The following is a 25,526-nucleotide window of genomic DNA, read 5'->3' on the forward strand; positions in this document are numbered from 1 at the left end:
TAATGTCAATTTTTTACTTGATTAATTGAGAATTATTCTGATGTACTGAAAGTTCAATTATGAATTCAGTTCCTTGTCCTGGTACTGACTGACAACTAATTTGACCTCGATGTTTTTCTACAATAATTGTGTAGCTAATAGATAATCCTAAACCAGTACCTTTCCCAATAGGTTTAGTAGTAAAGAAAGGATTGAAAATCTGAGAAAGTATATCCGGTTTTATCCCAGAACCATTATCAGCAATGCGAATGGCTAGCAGATTTTGCTCTAATAACTCAGTAGTTATTTTGATATAACCTGGATTCAGTTCAGCTTCCTTCAATGAACGATGAGAGTTAAACTCTTCCAAAGCATCAATAGCATTAGCTAACAAATTCATAAATACTTGGTTGAGCTGACCTGGATAACAATCGACTAATGGTAAGGAGGCATAATTTTTGATAATTTCAATCTTAGAATTGACAGACTCAGTTTTAAGTCGATGTTGTAATATTAGTAAAGTACTATCAATACCTTCATGAATATTAACTGGCTTCATTTCTGCTTCATCCAAACGGGAGAAGTTACGTAAGCTAAGAACTATCTGGCGGATGCGATCGGCTCCAATCTTCATGGAAGATAGCAATTTTGGTAAGTCTTCAAGCAAAAATTCAAAATCTATATCCTCTTGTTCCGCTAGAATTTGAGGATTCAAATTGGGTGATAATTTTTGATAAACTTTAACTAGATGTAATAGATCCTTAATGTATTCACTAGCATGAGAAATATTCCCATATATAAAATTAATTGGGTTATTAATTTCATGAGCTATACCAGCAACTAATTGACCCAATCCAGACATTTTTTCTTTTTGAATCATCTGGATCTGTGTTGTTTTTAGTTGCTTTAATGTCATTTCTAATTCTAGTGCTTGTTCTTCCAAACACACATTTTTATTATGTAATTCCTGTGTTCTCTCTTCGACCTTTATTTCCAGATTTTTGCTATAGTTCTCTAATTGCTGGTTAGCTTCTTGCAAGTTCTCATTTAGTTGAGAGAGATTAGTATAAAGCTTGGCATTCTCGATAGAAATAGCTGCTTGAGAGGCGAGAATTTTTAAAACTTCTAAACGTTCAGTAGTAAATGCATTCGTTGTTAAGTTATTTTGCAGATATAGAATTCCGATAAGTTTATTTTGATGAATTATGGGTGTACATAAAACTGATTTACATTTATTCTGGATAATATAAGGATCGCTAGTAAATTTTCCTTCAGAGCTAGCATCACCAATAACGATACTTTCGTTAGTTCTCATCACATAGTTGAGTATAGATATAGGTACATATAGACTATTATCTAAAGACATAGAGTTTTCCAAAAACATCTCATCTTTGTTAACTCCCACTAATGCTTCTATTATCATTTGACCATTTTTCTCTAAAAGGAAGCAGCTAGTTTGTGCGCCAGCATTTTCCATAACAATTGTCATCAACTTAGATAGCAATTCATCTAGCATGATTTCACTAGAAATAGCTTGCGAAGCTTTAAAAACTGTAGACAAATCAAAAGATGCCAAATTATTGACTTTGCTTGAAGTAGTTCGCAAGGTAGTCTTCAAACTCGATGATTCTTGATTTATTCTCAATTGGCAATAATCGGGGTATTTTGACTCTAAATCATTGACTTTTGCGATCGCTCCCCAACGTATATAAGCATGATAAGATTCTCTCAGGTAGAAGATCGCCTGCTGATCTCTACCACGGAAAAAGTAAAATTCTGCTGCTAACTCACTGGCTAGTGCTTCTTCTTGCAGATATCCCTGTTCTTTGGCTCCTTGAATAGCTAGCTCATAATACTCCATAGCTACGAAGGTTTGCCCTAAAACTCGCGCTTTTTCCGCCTCCACTAAATCATATTTATGCTGATAGTTAGTAGGAGCATGACCAGCCCATAACCGCATTTTTTCCTGATTGGCATTGATAATAGCCAGATATTCTTGTTGAATCTTAGGTTCAACATTTGGATATAAAGAAATTAGAGCTAATGAATAGTATAGATTGTGGATGCCAACCGTCATCATCCCCATCACACTACCTATGTATTCCGAAGCTAATTTGGCATTATCAATTGCTTGAGTGTAATCTTTAAATAAGTAAAAAAGAATCAACTTGGCAACATAAGCAGCAAATAAAGAAGTAGAATTATTAGTACTTTTTAGATATGGCAGCATTGTTTCTTCATTAAAACTATCGCCAAATAAAAGATGTTTTTTTTCTGACAAACCTTGCAAATTAAGTGCTAGTTGATGCCAAATCTTAATGTAATTTATAGGAAAATCTAGTTTAAATTTTTGTAGTAAATCAATATATGATAGTTGCTGATGAGCTACTGATTCAAGTTCTTCTCCTCTAAAAAATATATGCCCGCAATAGTGAACAGAGCAATAGCCAGCGTATTCTAAATCTCCAATTTCTAATGCGCTTTGAATTCCTTCTTGCAACGGTGTAATTGTTTTTTTAATATGCTCTTTCCAATGAATAGTAAAACCATAAAATGGTGCGTATACTTTACTTTTAAGTTCAATATCTTGGAACTGCTCTAATATTTGCCAAGCTATTTGACCAGAGTGATATCCAGCATCAATATTTTCAAGATAGCCACACAACAGCATCCCATAATAAGCATATCCGTGAGCTGCAAAAGCTGAATGGCCGTGTTCAATACACAGATTGACGACAGTCAAGATTATCTGGGGAAAACTTGTCTTTTTTGGATTAGTAATAAAAGCAGCACCAGCAATAGTCACAAGGATTTTTAAAGCTGCTAGTATATAAGGATCTTTTACAAGTGGAAAATTTTCTAAATCTTGAAGCTGAGGTAAATTAGGTATAGTACTTTGCTTATTTGGTATCGCTGAGAGAGAAATACCCAACTTTGCGATCGCTTCTAGTCCAATATCAATGGCTTTAAGCATCTGATTTTGAGCCATGTAAAACTGGATTTGTAATTGATAAGCCTTGACTTGATCGAGTAGATTGGTAGCTTGATCTAGAATAATTTCACTTAGAATAGCTGCTGGTTTAAAATTAGTATTTAAGTACTCTAACTCTGCGCTTTCTAGATGAAGTCCTAGCATCAATTCGTAGTGATTTTTCCAACTCGATGGTGTCAGTAATTCTAATCCAACTGTTGAATAGCTAAGAGCTGCTTCGTAAGCTGATGATGCTTTTGCTTTTTGGCTAGCCATCAGATTTAATTTAGCTAGCCGAACTCTTTGAGATTGATCGCAAATAAATTCAGTACCAAAATTTAAGTGGTTAACAATATTAAAAATATTTTCTTCAATTTCCTCTGTTTGGCAAGATTCTAGTATTAATTGCCCAATTCTCAGATGAGTTTGTTTTCTTTCTGATTCTGGAATTAGGGAATAAGCTGCTTGCTGGATGCGATCGTGAAAAAACTTATATGAAACTTTTAATTTTTGATATTCTAAGGATGTAGATATGTCTTCGTCAAAAAACAGTGGAGCTTTATAGTTTTCGCTCAATGGCAGAATTAGACTTGCTTGAAGTGCTTCCCATAATTCAGAGGCGGTTTCTGATTGAGATTTTTCATTTACAATTGCGAGAATGTTTATGTTAAAACGATTGCCTATACAAGCAGCTAGTTTTAAGACATCTTGCGTCTCTTGAGGCAATTTTTTAATATTTCTGACAATTAATTCCAGAGCATCATAATCTGTAATCCCAATAGTCTCAATTTGATTTATTTCCCACTGCCATGTTCCACTATTAAAGTCAAAACTTAATAGCTTTTCTTGGTGCATAGTTTGGAACAACTGAGTTAAGAAAAAAGGATTTCCCTGAGTTTGATTAAAAAGAAGTTCAGCTAGGTTTTTTGTTTTTTCTGTTGCAGCATGAAGTGTATCGACTACTAATTCGTACACGTCACCAATACTTAAAGGCTTTAGTATAATATTATTGACAATCGTTCCTGCTTTTTGGATTTCATTCAAGATTTGATTTAAATAATGAGTTGATATTATTTCGTTATCTCGATAAGCTCCAATAATCAAAAAATATTGGCTATCATCAAGCATCAACATCTGAATCAATTTTAGAGTGGCCAAATCAGCCCATTGTAAATCATCGAAAAATAGAACAAGTGGGCATTCTTTTTGAGTAAATACTTGAATAAACTTTTGAAACGCTCGATTAAAGCGGTTTTGGGATTCAATTGCTCCTAATTGTGGCACAGGTGGCTGTTGACCTACAATCTTTTCAATTTCAGGAATAACATCAATAATAACTTGGCCAATTCCACCAAATGCTTCTAAAAGTTTCTGTTTCAAAACAATTATCTTTTCAGAGCTTTCTGTTAATAATTTTTGAGTCAATTCTTGAAATGATTCTATTAGAGCCGTATAAGGAATATTTCGCTTAAATTGATCAAATTTACCAGAAATGAAATATCCTTTTTGTTGGAGAATAGGTTTATGAATTTCATTAACTAAGCAGGATTTACCAATTCCTGCATAACCTGAAACTAACATCATCTCACTTTTACCAACACTTACTCGCTCAAAAGCTGACATGAGAGATGCTACTTCTTTATCGCGTCCATAGAGTTTTTGAGGAATTGTAAATTGGCTAAATTTGTCTAACTTGCCAGGAATAAAGTTTTCGATTTTACCATTATTTAATAACTGCTTCAAACAAATCTCTAAATCTGCTTTTAGTCCTAAGCCACTTTGATATCTTTCTTCAGCAGTTTTAAATAATAGTTTCATGACAATATTAGATACAGCCTCTGGGATTTTTGTGTTTACTTGATGAGGAGGTATCGGCTGTTTGGCAATATGAGAGTGAATTATTTCTAAGGCGTCTGTGCAATTAAATGGCAAATTATCAGTCAGCATCTCATAAAAAGTTACACCTAAAGAGTAAAAGTCTGTGCGGTAATCAATCGACCTATTCATGCGACCTGTTTGCTCTGGAGACATGTAAGCAAGTGTTCCTTTAAGCAAATTAGGATTACTGATCATTGCATTTTCTTTTGACAGACGCGAGGCAATGCTAAAGTCAGTAATTTTAACCTGCATTGACTTAGGATTAATAATTATATTCTGTGGTTTAATATCTTTATGAATAATATGTTGTTGATGCAAATCTATAATAATATCCACAAGCTGAATAGCTAATTTTAAGCAACTTATTATATTAATTTTATTATTATTAATAAATTGTTTTAGATTTTGTCCTCCAATGTCCTCTAAAACTAAAGCAATACTGTTTTGATAATTTTCTAATCCATAAATTTTGATAACTCCTGGTAAATCTAATGATTTAGAAATTTCATACTCATGTTTAAACTCTGTTATGTATTCAAGATTAGCGTATTCATTTTTGAGTATTTTCAGGATAACCATTCTTTCATTTGTAAGCTCCTGCGCCCGATAAACAACAGTATCCACACTATCGGAAATTTTTTCTATAATTTGATATTTTGGATCAGTAATCATTTTTCTCTCCGCTATTTATTAGGAAGGCATTAATTATAATTGCCTATTAATGGTTAAATTACAAATTACGTTTTTTATTTGAAAATGTAAATAGCACTACAATGCTTTTTAATCATTTTTTTAGATTAGCAACTTTTAACAATACCCATCTATAAATATAGGATAATATTTTCACTTTAAAAGTTATTTGGTAAATATTTTGCTAACAACTCTTGCCTCTGTTCACCTATCTCCTCTAACATCTCTTCAATCCTATACATGGCGAGACGCGATGGCTTGGCGTGTCCATTTTCCCAACGATTAACCGTGGAATACGTAACACCTAAAGATGTTGCAAACTCTTCCTGTGTCAAGCCAGTGATCGTGCGAAGTTTAAGAATCAGCTTACCAACTTCTGGTTGTTGGATTACTACTAAAGGGTTTTTAAAAATCATGTAACTTAAAACACTATTTAATATAGCGAGTTATATATATTTTGTTACATGTTACTGCTGCTTAGGCTGATTTGTAACCCGGTAATATACTAGATATTTTTTGAAAGATTATCAACAAGTGTCTATGTAATTAACGCAATGACTATTGTGGTGTAATTTTTCGACGATTGTGTTGGAAAGATTTTTTCTATTTTCAACAAGCTTTAGTTACAGACAAATAGTGTCTTCTTCAGATATATTCCAATCCGGTTCAGTTAAGGCTTAACTCTTTTTTTTAACGAACCGCATTCGCGTTAGCGTCTCCCCTTCTCCCAAAGGGAGAGGCTAGCCCCAAGGGAGAAGGACGCAAAGGGAGGAGAAGGAAGAGAAGAAAGAAAAGCTTAACTGAACTGTATTGAGATATGTTCCCCTTTAACTACCGTATTTCAGGTAAAAATAATTCTGGAAAACCCCGTTAGGATCATACTTGCGCTTGAGGGCGAAAAATTTAGCAGCTTGTGGATAAGCTCGACGAAATTGTTCAGGTGTGGCATGAAGACGATAGGGCAGATAGTACCTGCCACCAACTGCTAGGGCTGCCTCAATGAGTTTCTCGGTCATTACCTGCATCTTTGCCTCCCCTTCTGGGGTGCGTTGCTGATGAAACAGCATCACCAATCCAAAAACTTCCCTATCGGCGTATTTGAGAAAACTGTCGTTATCCTGGTGAACATTTCGCACTGTGACATTGAGTAAATCCCCCTGGTACTTGGGAATAATGGTGCGACACTGCTTTAAAAACCCTTCCAGAGATTTAGGGGGAATAAAGTACTCATGGAGAATGTCAGTCTCTGCTTGGTGACGGTTCTCAAATAAGGCGGAGGAACGGTTGAGAATCTGGTTTCTCAAAACATGGTTGCCGGCTTCTCCGCCAACGATTTTTTCTAATTGCCAGCGCAAGTTCTTACCATAATCATTGCCGATGCTACCACGGAAAACTGCCCGAGTTACTCCAGATTCTGCCTGTTTTTCTAAAGAGCCAATAGCGTGAGTTGCTTGTGGGAGTTGGCGATAGGTGGTGAGAATAGCTTCTTGTAAAAAGCTTTCCGGTGCAACAGAAAGTCTACCGTATGCCATACCAATATTACCTACACCATCTACCCGTTGCCGATAGGTATCAATATAATTCTCGCTCTTAATCACGAACCGTTCAGCTATATACGTCCCATTGGGCACTACTCTCAAATCTACGTCAAGAATGATGCCGAATAGTCCGTAACCGCCTAAAACTAGAGAAAATAACTCTGGATTTTCCTGTCTGGAACACTCCACAACCTGTCCACTTGCCAGCATTAACCGGAAACCTTCGACGGTGCTAGCAAAGGGGGGACTATTATGTTGCCAGCCATGAGCGTTGGCACTCATTGTGCCGCCAACAGAAAAATCGTTGTTGGACTGCATGACGGCGACAGAATAGCCACGTTTATTTAGGTAGGGAATAATATCAGACCATTTGGCTCCTGATTCCACTGTCAGGATTTTAGTTGCTGGGTTGAATTGCATCCGGTTGAAGTGGAGCATATCGAGGGAGATGCCGTTAATATACAGAGTGTGACCACCCATAGTATGGCGTGAACCTGCGATCGCTACTTTCTTACCTTGACTTAAGGCATCTCTAAGTACAGACTGTAGTATCACCTCAGCAACTCCAGGCTGACTCTTAACCTGCTTAATTGTCAATTTTGTCTGGTTCAGGTGACTGGCATCATCAACGGTGCCGGCAGGCAGGGGTTGACGGTCATCGCGATCGCTCCAGGCTGTTAAAGTCAGGTGAGTAACTGGTCTGGCCATGACTGTCAGGGCAATTGTAGTAGTTGCCAGAACGACAAGCAGGATAATCTTCAGCTTGCTATTTAAGAAATTACTGCGGTAGGAACGCTGCATAACCTGGATTGAAGGGGCAAAATAGAAAACATGACGATTGAATCCGATTCCTCTAATCTACCAACCCCAGAACCAATCCCCGAAAACGACTTGCAGCCAGATGACTTTGACGGTAGTGCAACTGAGAAGAACCTCAGTTCACAAGTACTAGCGACACAACAAGCCCTAGCAGCGATCGCATCTTTAAAATCTCCGCAATATACAACTGCCCTACAACAAGCTCGTTCTGAAGTCAAGCAACCCATTACCAGCCAATTCACTGTTAAGCCCAGGGCATTGCTAATTACTTTAATCGCGATCGCCATCACCTTCATTGGAATTATCCTGAATAACTGGATCGTCGGCATTATCGGAACGCTGATGGCTTTGCTGTTATCCCTAGCGATATTATTGCCTTGGTTCCAAGAAGTTTTAGACGAGTGGTTTTCACCCCAAGAACGCACGCTGTTTGTGGCCTTTTTGGGACTATTAGTAGCCATTATCGGCTTAATCAGATTCACAGGTGTCGGCGATCGCTTACTTGTTTTAGGACACCAAATTAACTGGGATATTGCTGGAACCCTAGCAGATTGGTTTGGCGCGTTGGGGCAAATTCTCATCGCCATCATTGCCGTTTATGTAGCGTGGCGACAATATGTAATTTCTAAAGACTTGACAATTCAGCAAAACCTGCTAACGGTTCAGCAAAATATTATCACCCAGCAACAGACCATTGATTCCTATTTCCAGGGCGTTTCCGACTTGGTATTAGATGAAGAAGGATTATTAGAAGATTGGCCCCAAGAAAGAGCGATCGCTGAAGGACGCACGGCGGCAATTTTGAGTAGTGTCGATGGTAGTGGGAAAGCGAAAATTCTCCGCTTTCTGTCACGTTCCAAGTTGCTTTCACCCCTAAAACGCGATCGCCTATTAGGTCGTCCCATTCTCGACGGGACTGGCGGATATGCAGAAGACCGCCTGGAAGGTGTGCGTGTCATCGACTTAGGCGTAATGTTAGCCGCAGCAGACCTTTCTAATACCGATTTGCGTTGGACTGATCTGAGTGAAGCTAATCTTGTCCGCGCTAATCTGGCTGGTTGTGACTTAGTAAAAGCCAACCTATCGCGCACAATTTTATATAACACTAATCTCAGTGGTGCTGACATCAACGGGATTCGTCTATTCTACGGTGTAGTGGACAAAGCATCACCCCGCAGTCGCACCCAACCACCAGATTATGAAACCGGCGAACACACTGGCGCGGTGGTGGAAAATGCCGATTTGACCAATGTGCAACGGATTTCTGAGTCTGCACGTTGCTACTGTTGCACTTGGGGTGGCGAAAAAACTAGAGGTACTATTCCTGGTGGTTGCGAAGGTATTCCCAATAAGTTAGGACGGTAATTATACCAATTTTGGATTTGATATTACCTTTAACTAATCTGACTTTTCACGGTATTTGGAAAACCTCTCTCAAAGTCTCTCTCCTAAGAGGAGAGAGACTTTGAATTTTCCCCCTTCCCGCGTCGGGAAGGCAGGGTAGTTTCATACAACCAGATAAAAACTAAAACTGGTTTTCAAAGCCTCTCCCCGAAAGGTGGAGAGGCTTTGAAAACCCCATTCCCTTGTAGGGAAGGGGGGGCTGGGGGGTTAGGTTTGGGAGGCTTTGATGTTATCAAAAATACTTTTCAAACATCCTCTTAAGAATTTGCTTTTAGAAGTGGGGGTGTTAAGAACTTTTGCAAGAACTCTATTAAAGGATAATATCGCTTGCCACTAGTAGTGGTGATCCTTCAAGCTTAATCTCGAAATTAGCCGCTAGATTAGTATCAGTATTACCTTGGAGAATACCTCCAGAATAACGGATCTGACCGGGTGCGGTGAATCCGCGAGTTCCAATGTAAGTGAAAGCTTGGTCGCCTTTGATGGTGGTGTTAGCATCTATGTTAGATATATCGATTCTGTCACCGGGTAAGTTACCGTTTCCAACAAAGTCTTTGATAATATCTCGTGACAAACCAGGTTGACTATCTGAAACTGAATAAAACAGGAAAAGATCGTTGCCAGCACCCCCAATGAGGCTATCAGTGCCAACATCCCCAATGAGTTTATCAGGGCCAGCACCCCCATCGAGAGTATCGTTGCCAGCACCCCCATAGAGGGCATCGTTGCCGTCCCCCGCACCCCCAGCGAGGTAATCGTTACCACCAACGCCGCCAAAGAAATCATCGCCTACGAGGAGATCTCCGTAAACACTGCCAACGATGACATCGTTGCCAGCACCCCCAAAGAGTTCATAGGAAGTAAAAATATCTTGCCCACTGATAAAATCGTCACCGCCAAATCCGTTGATGAAAACTAGACTGAAGTAACCATAGCCAAAATAGTGATTGTGGTCAATCAAAATGTCAGGTCCATTGGTACCGTTATAAGTAACCATTAATGTGTTTCTCCTTAACTTAGAGTGTAAAAAATTACCTCATCACTTGACCATCAGAAAACGACGTTGCTAATTAAACGTATGAATTTGGTTTCCTCCAAAGACGCAAAGAAAACAGTTTCAAACATAGAGTTTCACACTTTCATTCAGCAACGCCGAGAAAATAAGGTGGAAAAATAACCAGTGGGAAGAGACAACAGAACCAAACCCGATTGTAAAAAGTCTTTGCTATTAACTTTGAAGATTTAAGAAGCACTGGATTTATTGATGATGTTGACATCAAAAATAGTGCTAAAAGTTAGTTTATATTGTTTTTGCGCTTTTCCAACATAACCCCCACTAATGAATTATCTCTCATCTGTCACTCTGCGGGAGGGCGATCGCTAGAAGCCTTATGAAGCGATCAATACAAGCTATACTATTAGAAAAAATCGGTCTTGTATTTGTTATTAGATAAAGAATCGCGCGTAGGCGCAGCCCGTCGTAGACATCGCCTGCTATACAAATGCTCTAGATTTCAGAAATGGCAAAAGTTTTCGGAGAGTGATAGATGAGGGTTATTAAGCAGTTAACAAACTTCTCCCCAGAAAGCGCCACGTATTCCCAATCTCTAACTCTAGCGACCCGCGACAAATATCTGTTGCGCGGTCAAATTCACGTCTGGAAATGTTTGGGAAATCAGGCGTTCTGTTCCCCTAAATTGTTGTCCTTGATAAGTTCCATTGACTAACTGATAAATTGTAATCACTGGTTGTTTAGATAAGCCAATGTAGCGTTTGCCTCCTAGCCCTAGATAATCTGCGATCCAATACTCCCCAATACCTAAAGCTTCGTAGTCTTCCACTTTTCGGGCATAGTCATTCTGCCAATTGCTACTAACTACCTCCACGACCAATTTAATAGAATTGCCTAGTGTAATCACTGGCTCAGTTTTCCATAATGGTTCATTCGCCAAAGTCGTTTGATCAAGAATCACAACATCGGGTCTAAAAGCTGAATTTTGACCTAATGGTTTAATCAGGCATTTCATGGGAATAAACCAAGGCAAGTTGAGCAGATCAATTGCTACGTTGAGCTTACGATTAATTAACCCAGCTACCTGTTCATGAAGTCCAGTGGGTTCCAAGTCGATTAGTTCTCCGTCGATTAACTCGTAGCGTACATCATCGAGATAAGCAGCAACGAACGCCTCAGAGCTAAAATTACCTGTATTAATAGTGGCTGAAACCATCAATATTTGTCCTTCCAGGTTCAGAACTAGAGCAGCAATACTGCTCGTAATTATTTTAACTAGCTTTAATTAGGCAAAAGTCAATTGACTAATACGCTTCAAAATTTGGAGTACATTATATAACTCATTACCACGATTACGGACATCAAAAATATCCGAAGTGGCATAGCGAGGAGGATAACCTTTGAGTAGTTTAATGAACATAAAACTGCCACCAGAAGTAATCATGCCAAATACTACATCTTGTGACTGGGGAGCAGCCAGCATATATGCCAGAATTTGGTCAAGTCCTGCTTCTACCGAATAAGCAACCTGTTTAGACTCAATAACTGTTACCCAGAATTTTTGATTTAGAAGTAAGAAGTCAATTCGTCCTTTGATGATAGTTTGCTTATCTTGTGTTTCAATCTCGATAGATTTCTCTAATTTGACGTGAAAAGGAGGTAAATAAAACTTGCCAATGAATAGCAGTGGCGATAAAACAATCGTGTTAACTGTATTTTCTAATAAAGGCGGATAGTTTCGTAAATTTATGTAACCTGCCTTTATTTGATCCAATAGCTGCAATTCTTAAGCTTGTCAGTTCTGGTAGGTCATCTTGCCACTCTCGAAAGAATTCTTCCGAATCAACTAACTCTAATCCATAGAGCAATATTAGTTGCTCAAGTGTGACGTTTTCCGCAGCAAGAGTTTCAACCATTATGTTAATCAAGTAGTAGAAAAATCTACCAGCTTAGTAATTCTCGCCTTCAGGTAGGGTGAGGATTTCCACGCCGTCTTCAGTTACAGCTAAGGTATGCTCACATTGAGCAGAAAGTTTGCGATCGCGCGTGACAGCAGTCCATTTATCCCCCAGAACTTCGACTTCGTAAGTACCCTCATTAATCATTGGCTCAATGGTAAAAACCATCCCTGGTCTGAGGCGCTTGCCCTTACCGCGTGTGCCATAGTGGGGAACATCCGGCGCAGTATGGAAAATATTACTGATACCGTGTCCAACGAAATCTCGCACCACAGAAAAGCCTTGTCCTTCAGCATACTCTTGAATAGCTGCCCCAATATCGCCAATGCGTCCCCCAGGTTTAACTTCAGCAATACCCAAGCGTAAACACTCTTCTGTCACCTCTACCAGCTTTCTCGTTGTTGGAGCAGGGGTACCAACAAAGAATGTCTTGGATGTATCGCCGTGATAACCTTCAACAATCGGCGTGACATCAATATTAATGATGTCACCTTCCTTGAGTATTTGTTTGGCATTAGGAATGCCGTGACAAATTACTTCATTTACACTGGTGCAAATCGATTTAGGATAACCCTTATAGCCAAGAGGTGCGCTTTTGGCTCCATGGGCTTGTGTCCAACGTTCGGCTTCATCATTTAGTTCAAGAGTGCTAACCCCTGGCTTCACAAAGGGTTCGAGATGCTGGAGAAGTTTAGCAGCTAAACGCCCAGCTTGGCGCATTTTTTCTAATTCTCGTTGGGATAAAATAACAATTAGTTCAGTTTTCATTAACTTTTATCTAGAAATCTTTCATAAACATAGTTAACCCAGTCTGTGCGGCTCTTTGTGCAGCATCAGCAACCTTTAGGGTATACAAGCTCTCCTCTGGGGTAACGTACAAAGGAGTGCCATCAAAAAGATGGTCTAACACCATACTCGTGTCTTTGGCGAACAAACCCCGGCGAGGGCCAACCTCTATAGGTGTTGTTTCCCCTGGCTGGATGAAAATTCCGGTGTCACCATCAAAAATTAAACCACCTTTTTCGCCGTGAACTTCAAACTTGCGTTCTGATTGCCAAAGAGTTTCGCCTTTGCCATAGACTACTTGCGCTAAAAGTCCACTGTCAAAGCACAGTTCACTAGTGCAGAAACAGGTTTGGTAATATTCCGGTTCTATTTCCCAATATCGCTGGTGACAGTTAACTGTAAATACTTTACCAAATAAATCGGTGAGACGATGTAGGCGAGACAATGCCCCCATTAAGGGAAAACCGAACAACTCGTGGTTATAAGTCCATTTGCGGGGTGGAGGATTCAGAGAATTGATGGTGCTGTAGCGAACATAAAAAACTTCACCAATTTTGGCTAAGTTTTGCTTCAAGGCTTGATGCAAACCACCCAAAAGTTCCAGGTGTTCAACATGCAGGAGTTTTTGTTGTACTTTGGCTAAGGCAATTAGTTCCTCAGCTTCGATTACATCCAATGAAAGAGGATACTCTACAATCACATGTTTGCCGTTGGTAAGTGCTGCACGAGCGATCGCCCCATGATCTCGATTAATCGTAGAGATCACTACTAGGTCTATATCTTCACGCTCTACTAGCTCTTGCCAAGAACTCAATGTTTCAATCTGGTACTCTCTAGCAAAGGGTTCGGTTTTTTCTCTTGTATGACCAACAACTGCGACTAAATGCGATCGCTCATCATGGAGCAATGCCTCAGCCCGAAACTTTGCCGCATACCCAGTACCTACCAAACCTACACCCACTCTTGCTTTTTCCAAAGCTGCTTCTGAATTATACATGATCCTCACTAGTTCTGTTTTTGATCATCTCCGGCTTTTAGTGGTGATATTCTCTCTTCATTTCACCAGTCTAGACTCTACAACATTCGTCCTACCGCCTCAAGGACGCATGAGACTTTATTTGAAGCTAGGCAAAAGTACTTATGCTCAAAAGCGGAGTTTAGGGGATCTTCGGTGGCGAAATATCACTAACCCAAGGGTATTGCTCTACAAGAGACTGCGCGATCGCTATGCTCATTGTCTAATCAGATTTTTGAATCACCTGATTTTTTCCTAATCAGCGCCTTTTAGGGGATGAAACAGACCTGCTTTTTAAGGTATTTGGGGGATCTCTTCTGCGTAAATCCGACAAAATATAGGTGGCATTAATCTCACTCATGTTTCTTCTCCATAATATAATTTTTTCTAATTACAACCTCACTAGGGAAGGAAATAATATAAATAAAACTTATCAGGATTAAGCAACTAAATTTCATTACTAATCGGGTTCAATTTCCAGTTACATCGTTTAATTTTTCTCGTAGTATCAGAATTGAAGCAAATTTAAACCAACGGCTAATCCCACAGAACAGCCGCACCCTTTGCCTTAAGATAACTTATACTGCCGTTTGCAAAAGAGAGGATTATTCAATGCCAACTTATAAAGTGACATTAATCAACCAAGAAGAAGGACTGAACAAAACTATTGATGTTGCTGATGATGTTTATATTCTAGATGCTGCTGAAGATGAGGGACTTGACCTGCCCTACTCTTGCCGCGCTGGTGCTTGCTCAACTTGTGCTGGTAAAATCACCAGTGGTACTGTGGATCAGAGCGACCAGTCATTCTTAGATGATGAACAAATAGAAAAGGGATATGTGCTGACTTGTGTCGCTTACCCAACCTCTGATGTCACAATCGAAACTCACAAAGAAGAAGACCTTTACTAAGTAGTCATACACCTTATGGAAGTTAGTCAAAGTTCGGCAATTTCAGTAAGTTTTTCCGATGTATTGTGTTTTTTACATCTGGTATACTCAAGTTAATGCCGAAAACCAAGGCTAAACCTTTCGTTGAGCCTAGAAGCAGGACATCTAGGTTCAAAACCTTCCTAATGCCGTGTGTGCCTCTGAAAGCTACTTTAGCAAAAAACTTAATTTTGTAATGAGCAGGAACACAATATCTACCGTGTTCCTGCTTAATTTTTTAAATATTGGCTAGTTTACAGCTTAATCTCTTTGCTGAGAACTTGAATCTGAGTGCCAGGATAGTAAAATTGGAGAATTTTTGGATTTGACCAACCTAGTTTGGCTAAATTTTGAGCGCCAGTTTGACTCAAGCCCACTCCATGTCCTAATCCACCACCAATGAAAGCGTACCCCCAGAGTTGCGCTTGGCCTTTGTTCAGGGGTTCTATGTAAAAAAGCGTACTTGTGGGAGCGGCAAAGGCACTGCGAACTTCGTCTTTGTGCAGAATAAAGGTGCTGCGATCGGTTTTAACCGCCAGTTCTAGGATACGTCCACTGTGGCTTCGCTTGACTATTGCCATCGCCTGAATTGTCTTAAATTTGGCATCGGGACTGTTTTTCACCTGCAAAAATTTCTGCAAGTCCTTGATAATATCCTTTAAAGGGGTTTCCTTATGCCAACGAAACATATCCCACTTGCTTTCATTAAATCCTTGTTGCGTATTAATAAATTTTTGGAAGTTCTTTTCATCTGCTAAACTCTGCTTAGACAAGTCCCAAAAATTAGTCGGAGCATCCAGTACAGGGCGCAGGTAGGGACGATCATCGCCATTCCAGACATCACTGAAGGAAGCAGTAACGCCACCAGTGGTAGAAGAATAGAGAGCATCTACTAGTTCATTTTTATAAGTTAGCACTTTACCCCTGGTTGAAGCGATCGCTCGGTCTGTCTTGGCAGCCGCTCCATTCAGCCCATAATAAACTTGGCAGTGAGTATCAGCACACAACTGATAGTTATCTGCGGCAAACCTGCTTAAATTTCTCAAGGCATAAGTTCGGGCGAGAATCGCCTGGGCTTCCAGTGCTGCTGTTGGTGCATCGGTGCCTATTTCGTAAGGCACAACCCCACGCAAATAAGTTTCTAAGGGTACTTGGTTAACTAGAGTGTATGTGCCGTAAGCATTTGACTGCAAATTTATTCGGCCAGCATAAAGACGAGCAAGCTCTGGTTTGTCGCTTTTATTTACCCGAATCAAGTTTTTATCAGTGCTAATTTCTAAATCATTCGAGCTATAGCTGTTACCATCCACTACCCAACTGACTCGCGGCACTTGTTTTAAAATTTTAGTATCAAGATATACTTTTTCTTGGGTAGAAGCTTGGATGTTCTGCAATAGCAAGCGTCGTAATAAAGGAGTGCTGTAAACATCTCGTTTTGCCCAAACCTGCCAGCGTTCTGGCTGGGCTATTTCTACTTCCATTCCCTGAGAACGCCATTTTTTGGCACTGTCTTCGGCATTTTCAAAAGTGCGGTATGTGCCTAAAACTACCACTTCTTCGACTGCTGACTGGGGTAAAGCTTCCATGACTGTTTCCAGCTTTACAGGGTTATTGGTAAACAGGATTTGCTGCTTGTTGCCCATTTGAAATTTTAGCTTTAAGCGATCGCCTTTTATGGGTTCCAGTTGCAGCTTGGCTGTGGGTTGTGAGCCAAATCGCTGCACAATCCCAATTTTCAGTTCCATATCCTGGATGTTGCTCTCAGGCCCTGATGCAGCAGTTAGTCCCAATAGACAAAACGTTGTCAGCACAGTATGGGAAAAACGCCAAAACGAAAATTTCATGACTATCTGATAGCGATCGCGCAGCGTCTCGCAGAGAAGCGGTAGCGAGTAATCGTTCCCATTGGCGGAGCCTCTTCCCTTAATGCGTCGTTGGAGCTGATTTTCCAATTGCTTTGTAGCGCGGTTTTTTTGTCCCATGAATGCTCCAATGATACCATTACCAAATTTTGCCCCAAACTAGTTGCAAAACAAAGTCATAATGACTATGATTTATTTAGAGACATAAAACAGAACTAGTTGGATAAACTCTTTATGGTTAGAGTCCAAGAAATTCCATTAAATCAGATAAAACGGCCATTGCCCCGTGCAACCGATCCAAATAAAGTGCAAACCTTAATGGAATCGATTGCGGAGATTGGGCAGCAAGAACCTATTGATGTCCTAGAAGTAGATGGACAATATTATGGCTTTTCTGGTTGCCATCGGTATGAAGCTTGCCAGCGTTTAGGCAAAGAAACCGTTTTAGCCAGAGTTCGTAAAGCACCCCGTAGCGTTTTGAAGATGCACTTGGCATAGAGAATGGGGAATGGAGACTTAATTTTCTTTCCAATGTCCAATATCCAATGCCCAATTACATATAACCTAATTAGGAAAAAATTATGTCATCAAAAGTAACAGTCAAAAATGTAAATATCGGCATTGACGAGGCGAGTAGGGCTAAAATCGCCGAGGGTTTATCTCGTCTGTTGGCTGACACTTATACACTGTATCTGAAAACTCATAACTTCCATTGGAATGTAACAGGTCCGATGTTCCAAACATTGCATTTGATGTTTGAGACCCAGTATACAGAATTAGCCTTAGCAGTTGATTTAATAGCGGAGAGAATTAGAGCGCTTGGCTATCCGGCACCAGGAACCTACAGCGAATATGCCAAACTGAGTTCGATTCCAGAAACTCCCGGAGTTCCTAAAGCTGTGGAGATGATTAGCTTACTAGTCGAAGGACAAGAAGCCGTAGTCAGAACTGCACGATCTATTTTTCCTGTGTTAGAGGAAGTTAACGATGAACCTACCGCCGATTTATTGACTCAACGGATGCAAGTACACGAAAAAACAGCTTGGATGTTGAGAAGTTTACTGGAAGAATAGGAATGGGGACTGGGGACACTTCGACAAGCTCAGTGCATCGCTGGGGACTTGGGACTTGGTGGGCAATATTTTTCATTCTTCCCAATCCCCAATACTTCGGCTTACCTCGGCTCCGCTCGGCACAAGTTGCTCAGTACAAGTCCCCAATCCCCAGTACCCAATCTCCAATCTCCAATCCCCAATACCCAATGCCCAATACCCAATACCCAATGCCCAATGCCCAAAAGTTGCAAGATTTAATGCAACTTTTGGGTATTTCTAGTTTTAAAGCCCTGAGTCGCGCGGCTGGTGTCTCAGAGCGTCAACTTTTGCGGTTACGCCAAGGAAAGCTAGAGCAGATGCGGGTAGATGTGCTGCTTAAACTGTCGCCAGTGCTACAGATGTCATTGAGTGAATTAGTTGCAACCTTTTCAACTGTAGAGTTGTTACAAGAGAAAACAGCACCGACTCAGGAATTATTAGAAGAAATTGCCGATTTAAGAACAGAGTACCAGCGATCGCAACTTCAATTAGAACAGCAGCGAGAGATATTACTACAAGAACTCCAGCAGTCAACCTTGCAACTGCTGGAGTCTTTATTATTGCAATGGCCAACAGCAGCACAAAAAGCGCAGGAGAATCCACAGCTAGCAGCAATCAAAATAGTTCCATTGGTGCAGAAACCCCTGGAAAAGCTTTTACAGGCGTGGGGAGTGGAAGCGATCGCACCCATAGGAGCAGAATTACCTTATAATCCCCAACTGCATCAATTGATGGATGGAAATGCACAACCTGGGGAAAAAGTCAATATACGCTACACTGGCTACCTTCAAGGTGAGAAACTGCTTTACAGAGCTAAAGTGAGTCCTGTTTGAGTGAGTGAGGAGTTAAAAATTCATAACTCTTTACTTTTTGTATTGTTTGTTAAAAAATGACAAATATTGGGAATACTACAAATAGCAGAGGCGATAGACCCAGAGAACTTCTGTTAGGGCGTTGGTGGTTCTAGCTTGCTTGGCGCTGTTGAAAGCTAAATTTTTGGCTCTAGAGCGTTAGTCCAGAGGTAAATTACTTTAATAATGTAAGTAATTGAACATAAATAAACCTAGATCCTAGTTATTATCATAGGTACTCATTAATAAACAAATGATTATATATACTAATGATTCTGATGTTAAACTCCGATAGTTGAGTAATTTTAATCGTGTTTTTGGGGGCTAGGGACTGGAAAAACTTGGTGGTTGATGTAGACCTGCTACAAGTTAGAGAATTATACCCAGAAATCAGTCCCCAGGCAGTGGTGTTCCTCTGCTAGACTCATTTTAGCTGTGCGATCGCTGCGACCCGTTGAATTTTGAATTATTTCAATTACGGCTATGATTATAAGGTGTATTGGAGAATCTTAGTTTTGCAAACATATTTTGCAAATAATCTGAAAAGCAATAACTTCAATCAGTATATACCTATATCAATGAGATATACCTTGTTTCTTTACAATTGGTTTGTTAATAATAATCAAACAATATTTATTAGAAGAATGTTTTTTTGTAATCCCAAAATTTACTATTAGAATATTGATAATTCATCTTGATGATCGGAACAATGATCAATAATTGCTAAATATTCAATCTTGATTTTTATTTTGCAAGCATTTTTAAATTCTATAACATGGGTATATAATAGCGAAATCACAGCATCATTTACACAAATCAGTCTGACATAATTATGAGAGAACAAGTAAAAGTTATTAAGCTAAGTGGTAATTTAAATGCCACAACTTCACAAGAATTTCGACAAAACATCACTGATATTTTAGAAATTGGTGCGAAAATTGTGTTAGTTGATTTTAAAGATGTAACGTTTATGGATAGTTCCGGTTTGGGAGCTTTAGTTTTAGCTTTTAAAACCTTACGCGCCGCAGATACTAAGCTTGTTCTCTGCTCAATTAATGAGCAAGTCAGGATATTATTTGAACTGACTAATATGGATAAAGTATTTGAAATATTCCCCAGCCAAGATGCATTTAATCAGGTTTTAGTCTCCCAGGCTTAATTCATCAAACTTAATTTGCAAAATAGATAAATCATCATCAAAAGCATCTTTGGAGTTCTGGGCGATTAAATAACTCAGCACGCGATCGAGTTGGCAATCAACAGGATGTTGTAAGCTAACTAGTAACTGAATAAAAGCATCCAAACTCCAAAGTGTGCCATCTGATTTAGTGATTTCATAAGCACCATCACTAAAGATGTAAAGGGTACTGAATTTTTCAATACTGCAAAACCCATCAATATATTTGGCCTCTGGAAACATCCCAACTGGCATACCGGGGGTTTTCAAAAGTTTAACTTCAGACTTCCTTGGAGATGTGCCGGTTACTAAAACTGCTGGTGGATGACCTGCACTAGCATAAATTAACTGTCGGTTGATTCGGTTGTAAACGCCGTACCAAATCGTAAAATATTTGTCATTTTGATAATTCATCTGGAAGGTATCATTTAAAGCCTTCAATACATCACTAGGTTGATAGTAATTCAGACCTTTGAGCGCACGAGAACGCAGCAGATTTAGCACTGAAACAGAGGGAAGAGTAGCTTTGAGTCCATGTCCGGCAGTATCGAGTAAGTAAATTGCCAGATAATCCTCATCGAGCCAATAGTAATCGAAACAGTCACCACCGAGTTGTCGAGAGGGAATGAATCGAAAATTTATATTAAAGGGTTCGGTCATGGAAAAAGGCAGCAGCGATCGCACATATTCTGCTGCTTCTGACATTTCTGATTCTAAAAGCAACTTTTGAGCCTGTAAATCTCTACTCAATTGATGTAGGCGTAATCCCGCTCTTACCCTTGCTTGTAATTCATTGTGTTCAATAGGTTTGGAGATAAAATCATCAGCACCCGCATCTAAACCTTTGACGCAATCGGCAACAGAATCTAAGGATGTTAATAAAATAAAGAATGTAGTAGAAAATTTGGGATCTTCCTTAATGCGGTGGCAAACTTCCAGTCCAGTCAAACCCGGCATGATCCAATCACAAATAATTAATGCTGGACGGTAAGCCAGCGCCTTTTCTATTCCTTCCTCGCCGCTACTGGCAGTAACTACCTCATAACCCTGTTTTTCTAACATCCTTTTCAGGAGTATTTTTATTGAATAGTCATCATCAATTACTAGTATTTGAAACATATAAAGTTGCAGGAAACACTCATTAATAATCTGCTGTCAAAATAGATAATAAAAATATGCTCTGAGCTAATTAGGTAGTATCATCCAGAGATATAGCGATGTCTGACGACAAGCCGTTTCGCGTCTACGCTCTTTTCTGTGCAATAGATTTTAACCTCACTTCCAAACCAGGCTTTGAATCTTACTCCCCTGACAGCAGCAAAGGTTTTCCGCTCCCCTCTCCTAGAGGAGAGGGTTAGGGAGATGTAGGGAAGGGGTTTGGGGTTAGGGAACTCCAAGAAATAAATTATCCAATTTCACTCCTTCAAAACGGCTTTTTCTCCCCCTGCTCCCCTGCCTTAAAAGCGATGGGATATTTATTTATCTGGAAGTCCCTTAGGTCTCTATTAGACTCAACCCAGAAGCGCCATAACTGATTTCTATTTACCCATCGAATTGATGAGTTCTTCATGTCATAAAACATTATGGCGCTGCCAAAGGATTTAGCCACAAAAGGATGTTGCTTTTTAGTTGGTTCAAGTCGCGGTATGCTTCTTGTTTGAACCATTGCCCTAAAGCGTCAAAGGGGGTGAAAGATGTTCCAGTTTGCCATTTAATATCTTGACCTAGAGGTGTTGTATGATTTCCTGGTAACGTTTGTGCTGTCACCATCTCATCAAAACGTTCTTGTAAGATTTTGGTTAAAGCTGCCGATTGATCAATGGTGTCATTACTAAATTTTATTAATAAATTGCGCCGGATATTGTAACGTTCTTGGACAAGCTTGTTAGTTTCCAAGGGTGAGGGGGTAAACTCGATCGAAAAAGTAGAATTGAACTGTTCTACTAGGGGGATAGCTTCTTTAGCGGCGTAGTTGTTGAAGGATATTAAAATATTGCCTGCGCGTTCTACTTGAAAAAGGCTACCAATCAGCAAGTGAAGTTTACAGCCCATACTGTGTCCAACGCCGTAGATGGGGAAGTAAAGCTTGCGTAATGCCCCAGAATCATGTAGGCGTTCAAGGGTGCGGTCAAAGTTTAACAGCACGGATTTGGCGATCGCAGTATGATCTAGTGTATTGACGAAAGGCGTGGCAATTACAACATAACCTTTACTTGCCAGTTGTTCCAGGAACCAGCGATAAGTAATGTGCGGTGCAGTGGCGACAAATGCACCTCCTAAAAAATGAACGATACCTATGGGATTTCGGGGAATGATTACCCAGTTCCCTCTAATTTCTTTCCAGTCCATGTGGATAAGCGATCGCTTGAGGAATATTCTTTATGTTAGACCGGGGATCGCAACCGTGGGAAGGATTATCGGAAAAGCCATTGAGAATATCTACCGAGTAGGTTAGAAGCCAACCCAGCCAACAGCGTCTATGGACTTATGAGGAACATCTACCCTTTCTCCAACTCTTACTTAGTGCTGAGTTTTGAGTAAATTTAGGGGTGCTTTCTAAATTCCCCATTACAAAACTTAATTACGAATTACTTTAACGCTGAGTCTGTAATCTTTTCATTTCATGTTGTACATCTAATGCAATCTGTAATGCTTCATTGAGTAACCTTCCATGCTCCGTAGCCTGTTCAGTTACTTGCATGGCTGTTAAAGTTGCTAAATTGTTAACGAATAGTTCTGTATTACTCAGGATAAAGCTCTTATTCTCTCTCAAAATTTTTTCTGTCTTCAAAGCGCGAACTAAATCAGCTTTGGTGAGCTTAAGTGCTTCGACAACACCATCTCTTTCTTCTATAACTACTTCTGGATTACCAGCTTCTTCGATTTGGTCATTGATATCTATTACTCTAATAACAGTATTATATCTATTAACCTCATTTAACAGGATTCGTAGAGAACTTGTCATATTATTTCTGACAACTTTGCTTCTACTTTTCCAGATTAAATACAAGCTAGTTTGCGTAAAACCACCAATCCAAAGACCTAAAATTATTAACAATATCCAAGATGGGATTGTTATCCAAGTAGCAAAGATTTTAATAAGTATATCAAATAAAATATAGACGAAAACAAATGTAGAAAATCCAATGAAAACTACAGTTGCTCCTTCAGAGCTTTTAAGTTTTTGGATATATGTCTTTGCTAATCTCTTCAAAGGATTTGTAATGATTATAAGTTCCTCATTGACAGGCAAATTAGTCAGCTTTTGCAGTTCATCCTGACTAATTTCCAAGCCCTGTAAATCATCCCGCACAGCTTTTCAACCCTTGCCAGAATAGTTATTTAATCTAATATAGCAATCAAATTTCTAGAATGCTGGCATTTTGTCTAAACTTTTTCAGGCAAGTTAATACTTCTAGGCAATGTAAATATTTTTTGTACAATATGATACTATTTTGCCACGATAACTATTTATACTATAGCAATTCTGAAATACTCGTGAGAAACAAGATAAGATCCCCGACTTCTTAAACAAGTCGGGGATCTGTCTGCGGTTTGCAATTTTCACAAATAAAATATGATTGTTATATATGATTGATTAAGTTATTGTTTGGATTGCATCCCATTAGTTATATTAACTTCGGTTTTGAGAAGATTGTTTCTGTTTTGAAACGCCACGCTGAGGATTTAAAAATGGCGGGATGGGACAATCTAACGTCATAGCGATCGCTCTGAGTAAATCTGCTTCTGATGGAGTAACTTTGTTATCTAATAGTACCGTGTGGGCACAAGCATCAACAATAGCCTGTTTGAGTTTGGGAGTGGCAAGGCGCAGACGCTCAATACTTTTCTTCAGTTCAGTAAAATTACAAGTCAGTGGTGTTTCTGGTTTTTCTTGCTCTCCGGCTTTGGGAAGTCGAAAAACTCCACAACGAAAAGCATAGGCGATGTCTTCGGTGGATGCATCGGGTTGAGAGTATCCGAGGCGGGCAATTACGGACAGTACTAATAGACTATCTGGCCAAATCTCTTCAATGGAGGTGAATTCTACCGTTGTCACAGATGTGGGATTTATACTAGGTTCGAGACGATGCCACAGTATTAACTGCAACACAAAATGCCATAGTGATAAACTTCCGGTAGCTTTAACTAAACCGTGAACACATTTGCACAGCCTTTGGCATTCTTTGGCAGAATTTTGGCGTAATATAGGTACTACCAAATCCACAAGTGGCAAGCGAATTTTAGAGTCTAACTGGCTAATTTCGCTACTAAATTCCAGGGTTTTTTCTACCAAATCAGCAGGCTGCACCTCGCGTAACCAAGCAATTTGACGTTGTTGGATCTCGATATTTTCAGTATCTAAGGCTAGGGCAAAAGCGATCGCCATTGCACTTTGCTGTTCCCGCACACCCAAACGCAGGGATTCTGGTAACTGCGATAACAGCGCTTGAGCATGGGCAAAATGCTCTGGTGTCACCCTGCCAACTTGGTTGATTACCTGTTCTGGCGTGGGGCTAGAACCACCAGCAAAGCCCATTGTTAGAGATTCCTGGGAGGGGGAACGCCCTTGATTGCGAGATGGCATTGCTGCTAAATTTTGAGCGTTCAAACCTCCAACGCGACGGATACGTTCTGCTAAGGGTGGGTGGGTAGAAAACATATTGTCCCAGAAAGAGGGGTTGAGAGCATTGCCAAAAAACATGTGGCTAGCGGCTTCTGCTCCGGGCGATATCAAGCGAGAATCCATTTGTTGGAGTTTTTGGAAGACTCCGGTAATTCCATTGGGGTTACGAGTGAACTGTACAGCCGAAGCATCGGCGAGAAATTCCCGTTGGCGAGAGACTGCGGCTTTAATTAAACGTCCGCAAAATAATCCGATACCGCCAATTGCCATCAGTGCTAAACCAAAAGCCCACAGGGGCAAACCCTTGTTTTCGCGGAAAGTACCACGAAGGCGCCACAGCAATTCCCCGGTTAAATAAATGAACAAAATCCCGTGGAGTAGTCCCACCAAACGCAAATTTAGCCGCATATCTCCATTGAGAATATGACTGAATTCGTGGCCGATGACTCCTTGCAGCTCATCCCGATTTAGATGTTGCAAAGTTCCACGGGTAACTCCAATTACAGCATCATTGGGCGTAAATCCGGCAGCAAAGGCATTAATGCTGATTTCTCTGTCAAGGAGATAAACTTGTGGGACAGATATACCAGAAGCGATCGCCATTTCCTCGACTATATTTAATAGTTGTTGCCCTTGTTCATCGGCTGTTTCTGGTAGCAGGAGTCTTCCCCCTAACCCCTGAGCAATTACGCTCCCGCCCTCCCGGAGACAAGTAATTTTATACAAACTTCCCATTGCGATCGCAATTATTGTGATCCCAACCACGTAGAGAAATAACCCTGGATGCCACCAAATTCTAGGAGCCATACGAAACAGAAATAAACTGGCAATATAAATCGCCAGAATCATGACTGCGATGGACAGGGAAAATAACCCAATTAATTGTTGCGTATTTTGGCGTGCCCGATCCTGATGTTCAAAGAAATTCATAGACA

Annotated in this window: 19 protein-coding genes; 6 read left to right on the forward strand and 13 right to left on the reverse strand. The window is 40.0% G+C overall.

Annotation, left to right across the window (positions count from 1 at the left end):
* Positions 1-13: 13 nt before the first annotated feature.
* From V7K50_RS11760 to V7K50_RS11770, 3 genes are all read right to left on the reverse strand, one after another.
* Positions 14-5,500, reverse strand: a complete 5,487-nt coding sequence (locus V7K50_RS11760; RefSeq protein ID WP_334960177.1) for a trifunctional serine/threonine-protein kinase/ATP-binding protein/sensor histidine kinase — start codon at positions 5,498-5,500, stop codon at positions 14-16.
* A gap of 176 nt (positions 5,501-5,676) precedes the next feature.
* Positions 5,677-5,934: a helix-turn-helix domain-containing protein gene (locus tag V7K50_RS11765; RefSeq protein WP_334960179.1), complete on the reverse strand. Its 258-nt coding sequence runs from the start codon at positions 5,932-5,934 to the stop codon at positions 5,677-5,679.
* A gap of 411 nt (positions 5,935-6,345) precedes the next feature.
* Positions 6,346-7,857 (reverse strand): FAD-binding oxidoreductase, encoded by a 1,512-nt coding sequence (locus V7K50_RS11770; protein WP_334960181.1) that lies wholly within the window; start codon positions 7,855-7,857, stop codon positions 6,346-6,348.
* A gap of 30 nt (positions 7,858-7,887) precedes the next feature.
* On the opposite strand from V7K50_RS11770, the gene V7K50_RS11775 reads away from it, so the two are divergent.
* The gene (locus V7K50_RS11775; RefSeq protein WP_334960183.1) at positions 7,888-9,240 is read left to right on the forward strand and encodes a pentapeptide repeat-containing protein; all 1,353 of its coding nucleotides are present in this window, start codon (positions 7,888-7,890) and stop codon (positions 9,238-9,240) included.
* A 349-nt stretch (positions 9,241-9,589) separates the two neighbouring features.
* On the opposite strand, the gene V7K50_RS11780 is transcribed toward V7K50_RS11775, so the two are convergent.
* From V7K50_RS11780 to V7K50_RS11800, 5 genes are all read right to left on the reverse strand, one after another.
* On the reverse strand, positions 9,590-10,276 hold the full coding sequence (locus V7K50_RS11780; RefSeq protein WP_334960185.1) for a calcium-binding protein: 687 nt from the start codon (positions 10,274-10,276) through the stop codon (positions 9,590-9,592).
* A 616-nt stretch (positions 10,277-10,892) separates the two neighbouring features.
* Positions 10,893-11,507: a Uma2 family endonuclease gene (locus tag V7K50_RS11785; RefSeq protein WP_334960187.1), complete on the reverse strand. Its 615-nt coding sequence runs from the start codon at positions 11,505-11,507 to the stop codon at positions 10,893-10,895.
* Between the two features lie 69 nt (positions 11,508-11,576).
* Positions 11,577-12,065: a restriction endonuclease subunit R gene (locus V7K50_RS11790; protein ID WP_334960189.1), complete on the reverse strand. Its 489-nt coding sequence runs from the start codon at positions 12,063-12,065 to the stop codon at positions 11,577-11,579.
* Positions 12,066-12,240: 175 nt separating this feature from the next.
* Positions 12,241-13,017, reverse strand: coding sequence for a type I methionyl aminopeptidase (gene map / locus V7K50_RS11795; RefSeq protein ID WP_334960191.1), 777 nt, complete (start codon positions 13,015-13,017; stop codon positions 12,241-12,243).
* A 10-nt stretch (positions 13,018-13,027) separates the two neighbouring features.
* On the reverse strand, positions 13,028-14,032 hold the full coding sequence (locus V7K50_RS11800; protein ID WP_334960192.1) for a Gfo/Idh/MocA family protein: 1,005 nt from the start codon (positions 14,030-14,032) through the stop codon (positions 13,028-13,030).
* Positions 14,033-14,662: 630 nt separating this feature from the next.
* On the opposite strand from V7K50_RS11800, the gene V7K50_RS11805 reads away from it, so the two are divergent.
* A complete protein-coding gene (locus V7K50_RS11805) occupies positions 14,663-14,962 on the forward strand; it encodes a ferredoxin (protein WP_334798952.1) in 300 nt (99 codons plus the stop codon).
* Between the two features lie 272 nt (positions 14,963-15,234).
* On the opposite strand, the gene V7K50_RS11810 is transcribed toward V7K50_RS11805, so the two are convergent.
* Positions 15,235-16,824, reverse strand: coding sequence for a SpoIID/LytB domain-containing protein (locus tag V7K50_RS11810; protein WP_442944583.1), 1,590 nt, complete (start codon positions 16,822-16,824; stop codon positions 15,235-15,237).
* A gap of 252 nt (positions 16,825-17,076) precedes the next feature.
* Here V7K50_RS11810 and V7K50_RS11815 point away from each other — a divergent pair, with 252 nt between their 5' ends.
* The 4 genes from V7K50_RS11815 to V7K50_RS11830 all read left to right on the forward strand — a co-directional run bounded on the left by V7K50_RS11815 (position 17,077) and on the right by V7K50_RS11830 (position 19,946).
* The gene (locus V7K50_RS11815) at positions 17,077-17,340 is read left to right on the forward strand and encodes a sulfiredoxin (RefSeq protein ID WP_334798950.1); all 264 of its coding nucleotides are present in this window, start codon (positions 17,077-17,079) and stop codon (positions 17,338-17,340) included.
* Positions 17,341-17,423: 83 nt separating this feature from the next.
* The gene (locus V7K50_RS11820; protein WP_334798949.1) at positions 17,424-17,915 is read left to right on the forward strand and encodes a Dps family protein; all 492 of its coding nucleotides are present in this window, start codon (positions 17,424-17,426) and stop codon (positions 17,913-17,915) included.
* A gap of 188 nt (positions 17,916-18,103) precedes the next feature.
* Positions 18,104-18,769, forward strand: a complete 666-nt coding sequence (grpE, locus tag V7K50_RS11825) for a nucleotide exchange factor GrpE (RefSeq protein WP_442944584.1) — start codon at positions 18,104-18,106, stop codon at positions 18,767-18,769.
* An 850-nt stretch (positions 18,770-19,619) separates the two neighbouring features.
* Positions 19,620-19,946 carry an STAS domain-containing protein gene (locus V7K50_RS11830; protein WP_334960196.1) on the forward strand — a complete coding sequence of 109 codons (327 nt, stop codon included), beginning with the start codon at positions 19,620-19,622 and terminating at the stop codon, positions 19,944-19,946.
* On the opposite strand, the gene V7K50_RS11835 is transcribed toward V7K50_RS11830, so the two are convergent.
* The 4 genes from V7K50_RS11835 to V7K50_RS11850 form a co-directional block, all read right to left on the reverse strand.
* Positions 19,929-21,083 (reverse strand): PP2C family protein-serine/threonine phosphatase, encoded by a 1,155-nt coding sequence (locus tag V7K50_RS11835; RefSeq protein ID WP_334960198.1) that lies wholly within the window; start codon positions 21,081-21,083, stop codon positions 19,929-19,931. The genes V7K50_RS11830 and V7K50_RS11835 overlap by 18 nt on opposite strands.
* 462 nt (positions 21,084-21,545) lie before the next feature.
* Positions 21,546-22,313 (reverse strand): DUF1350 family protein, encoded by a 768-nt coding sequence (locus tag V7K50_RS11840; protein WP_334960200.1) that lies wholly within the window; start codon positions 22,311-22,313, stop codon positions 21,546-21,548.
* A 244-nt stretch (positions 22,314-22,557) separates the two neighbouring features.
* Positions 22,558-23,277 (reverse strand): hypothetical protein, encoded by a 720-nt coding sequence (locus V7K50_RS11845; RefSeq protein ID WP_334960201.1) that lies wholly within the window; start codon positions 23,275-23,277, stop codon positions 22,558-22,560.
* Positions 23,278-23,598: 321 nt separating this feature from the next.
* The gene (locus V7K50_RS11850; protein WP_334960203.1) at positions 23,599-25,521 is read right to left on the reverse strand and encodes a M48 family metallopeptidase; all 1,923 of its coding nucleotides are present in this window, start codon (positions 25,519-25,521) and stop codon (positions 23,599-23,601) included.
* Between the last annotated feature and the right edge of the window lie 5 nt (positions 25,522-25,526).

Source organism: Nostoc sp., from assembly GCF_036917135.1.
Classification (GTDB): Bacteria; Cyanobacteriota; Cyanobacteriia; order Cyanobacteriales; family Nostocaceae; genus Nostoc.

Bases quoted from the DNA above. Each gene is read 5' to 3' on its own strand.
- V7K50_RS11820 (WP_334798949.1), top strand. From the start codon at position 17,424: ATGTCATCAAAAGTAACAGTCAAAAATGTAAATATCGGCATTGACGAG.
- grpE (WP_442944584.1), top strand. From the start codon at position 18,104: ATGCCCAATACCCAATACCCAATGCCCAATGCCCAAAAGTTGCAAGAT.
- V7K50_RS11800 (WP_334960192.1), bottom strand. From the start codon at position 14,032: ATGTATAATTCAGAAGCAGCTTTGGAAAAAGCAAGAGTGGGTGTAGGT.
- V7K50_RS11775 (WP_334960183.1), top strand. From the start codon at position 7,888: ATGACGATTGAATCCGATTCCTCTAATCTACCAACCCCAGAACCAATC.
- V7K50_RS11815 (WP_334798950.1), top strand. From the start codon at position 17,077: ATGGTTAGAGTCCAAGAAATTCCATTAAATCAGATAAAACGGCCATTG.
- V7K50_RS11760 (WP_334960177.1), bottom strand. From the start codon at position 5,500: ATGATTACTGATCCAAAATATCAAATTATAGAAAAAATTTCCGATAGT.
- V7K50_RS11785 (WP_334960187.1), bottom strand. From the start codon at position 11,507: ATGGTTTCAGCCACTATTAATACAGGTAATTTTAGCTCTGAGGCGTTC.
- V7K50_RS11830 (WP_334960196.1), top strand. From the start codon at position 19,620: ATGAGAGAACAAGTAAAAGTTATTAAGCTAAGTGGTAATTTAAATGCC.
- V7K50_RS11770 (WP_334960181.1), bottom strand. From the start codon at position 7,857: ATGCAGCGTTCCTACCGCAGTAATTTCTTAAATAGCAAGCTGAAGATT.
- V7K50_RS11840 (WP_334960200.1), bottom strand. From the start codon at position 22,313: ATGGACTGGAAAGAAATTAGAGGGAACTGGGTAATCATTCCCCGAAAT.
- V7K50_RS11780 (WP_334960185.1), bottom strand. From the start codon at position 10,276: ATGGTTACTTATAACGGTACCAATGGACCTGACATTTTGATTGACCAC.
- V7K50_RS11850 (WP_334960203.1), bottom strand. From the start codon at position 25,521: ATGAATTTCTTTGAACATCAGGATCGGGCACGCCAAAATACGCAACAA.
- V7K50_RS11805 (WP_334798952.1), top strand. From the start codon at position 14,663: ATGCCAACTTATAAAGTGACATTAATCAACCAAGAAGAAGGACTGAAC.
- map (WP_334960191.1), bottom strand. From the start codon at position 13,017: ATGAAAACTGAACTAATTGTTATTTTATCCCAACGAGAATTAGAAAAA.
- V7K50_RS11765 (WP_334960179.1), bottom strand. From the start codon at position 5,934: ATGATTTTTAAAAACCCTTTAGTAGTAATCCAACAACCAGAAGTTGGT.
- V7K50_RS11810 (WP_442944583.1), bottom strand. From the start codon at position 16,824: ATGAAATTTTCGTTTTGGCGTTTTTCCCATACTGTGCTGACAACGTTT.
- V7K50_RS11835 (WP_334960198.1), bottom strand. From the start codon at position 21,083: ATGTTTCAAATACTAGTAATTGATGATGACTATTCAATAAAAATACTC.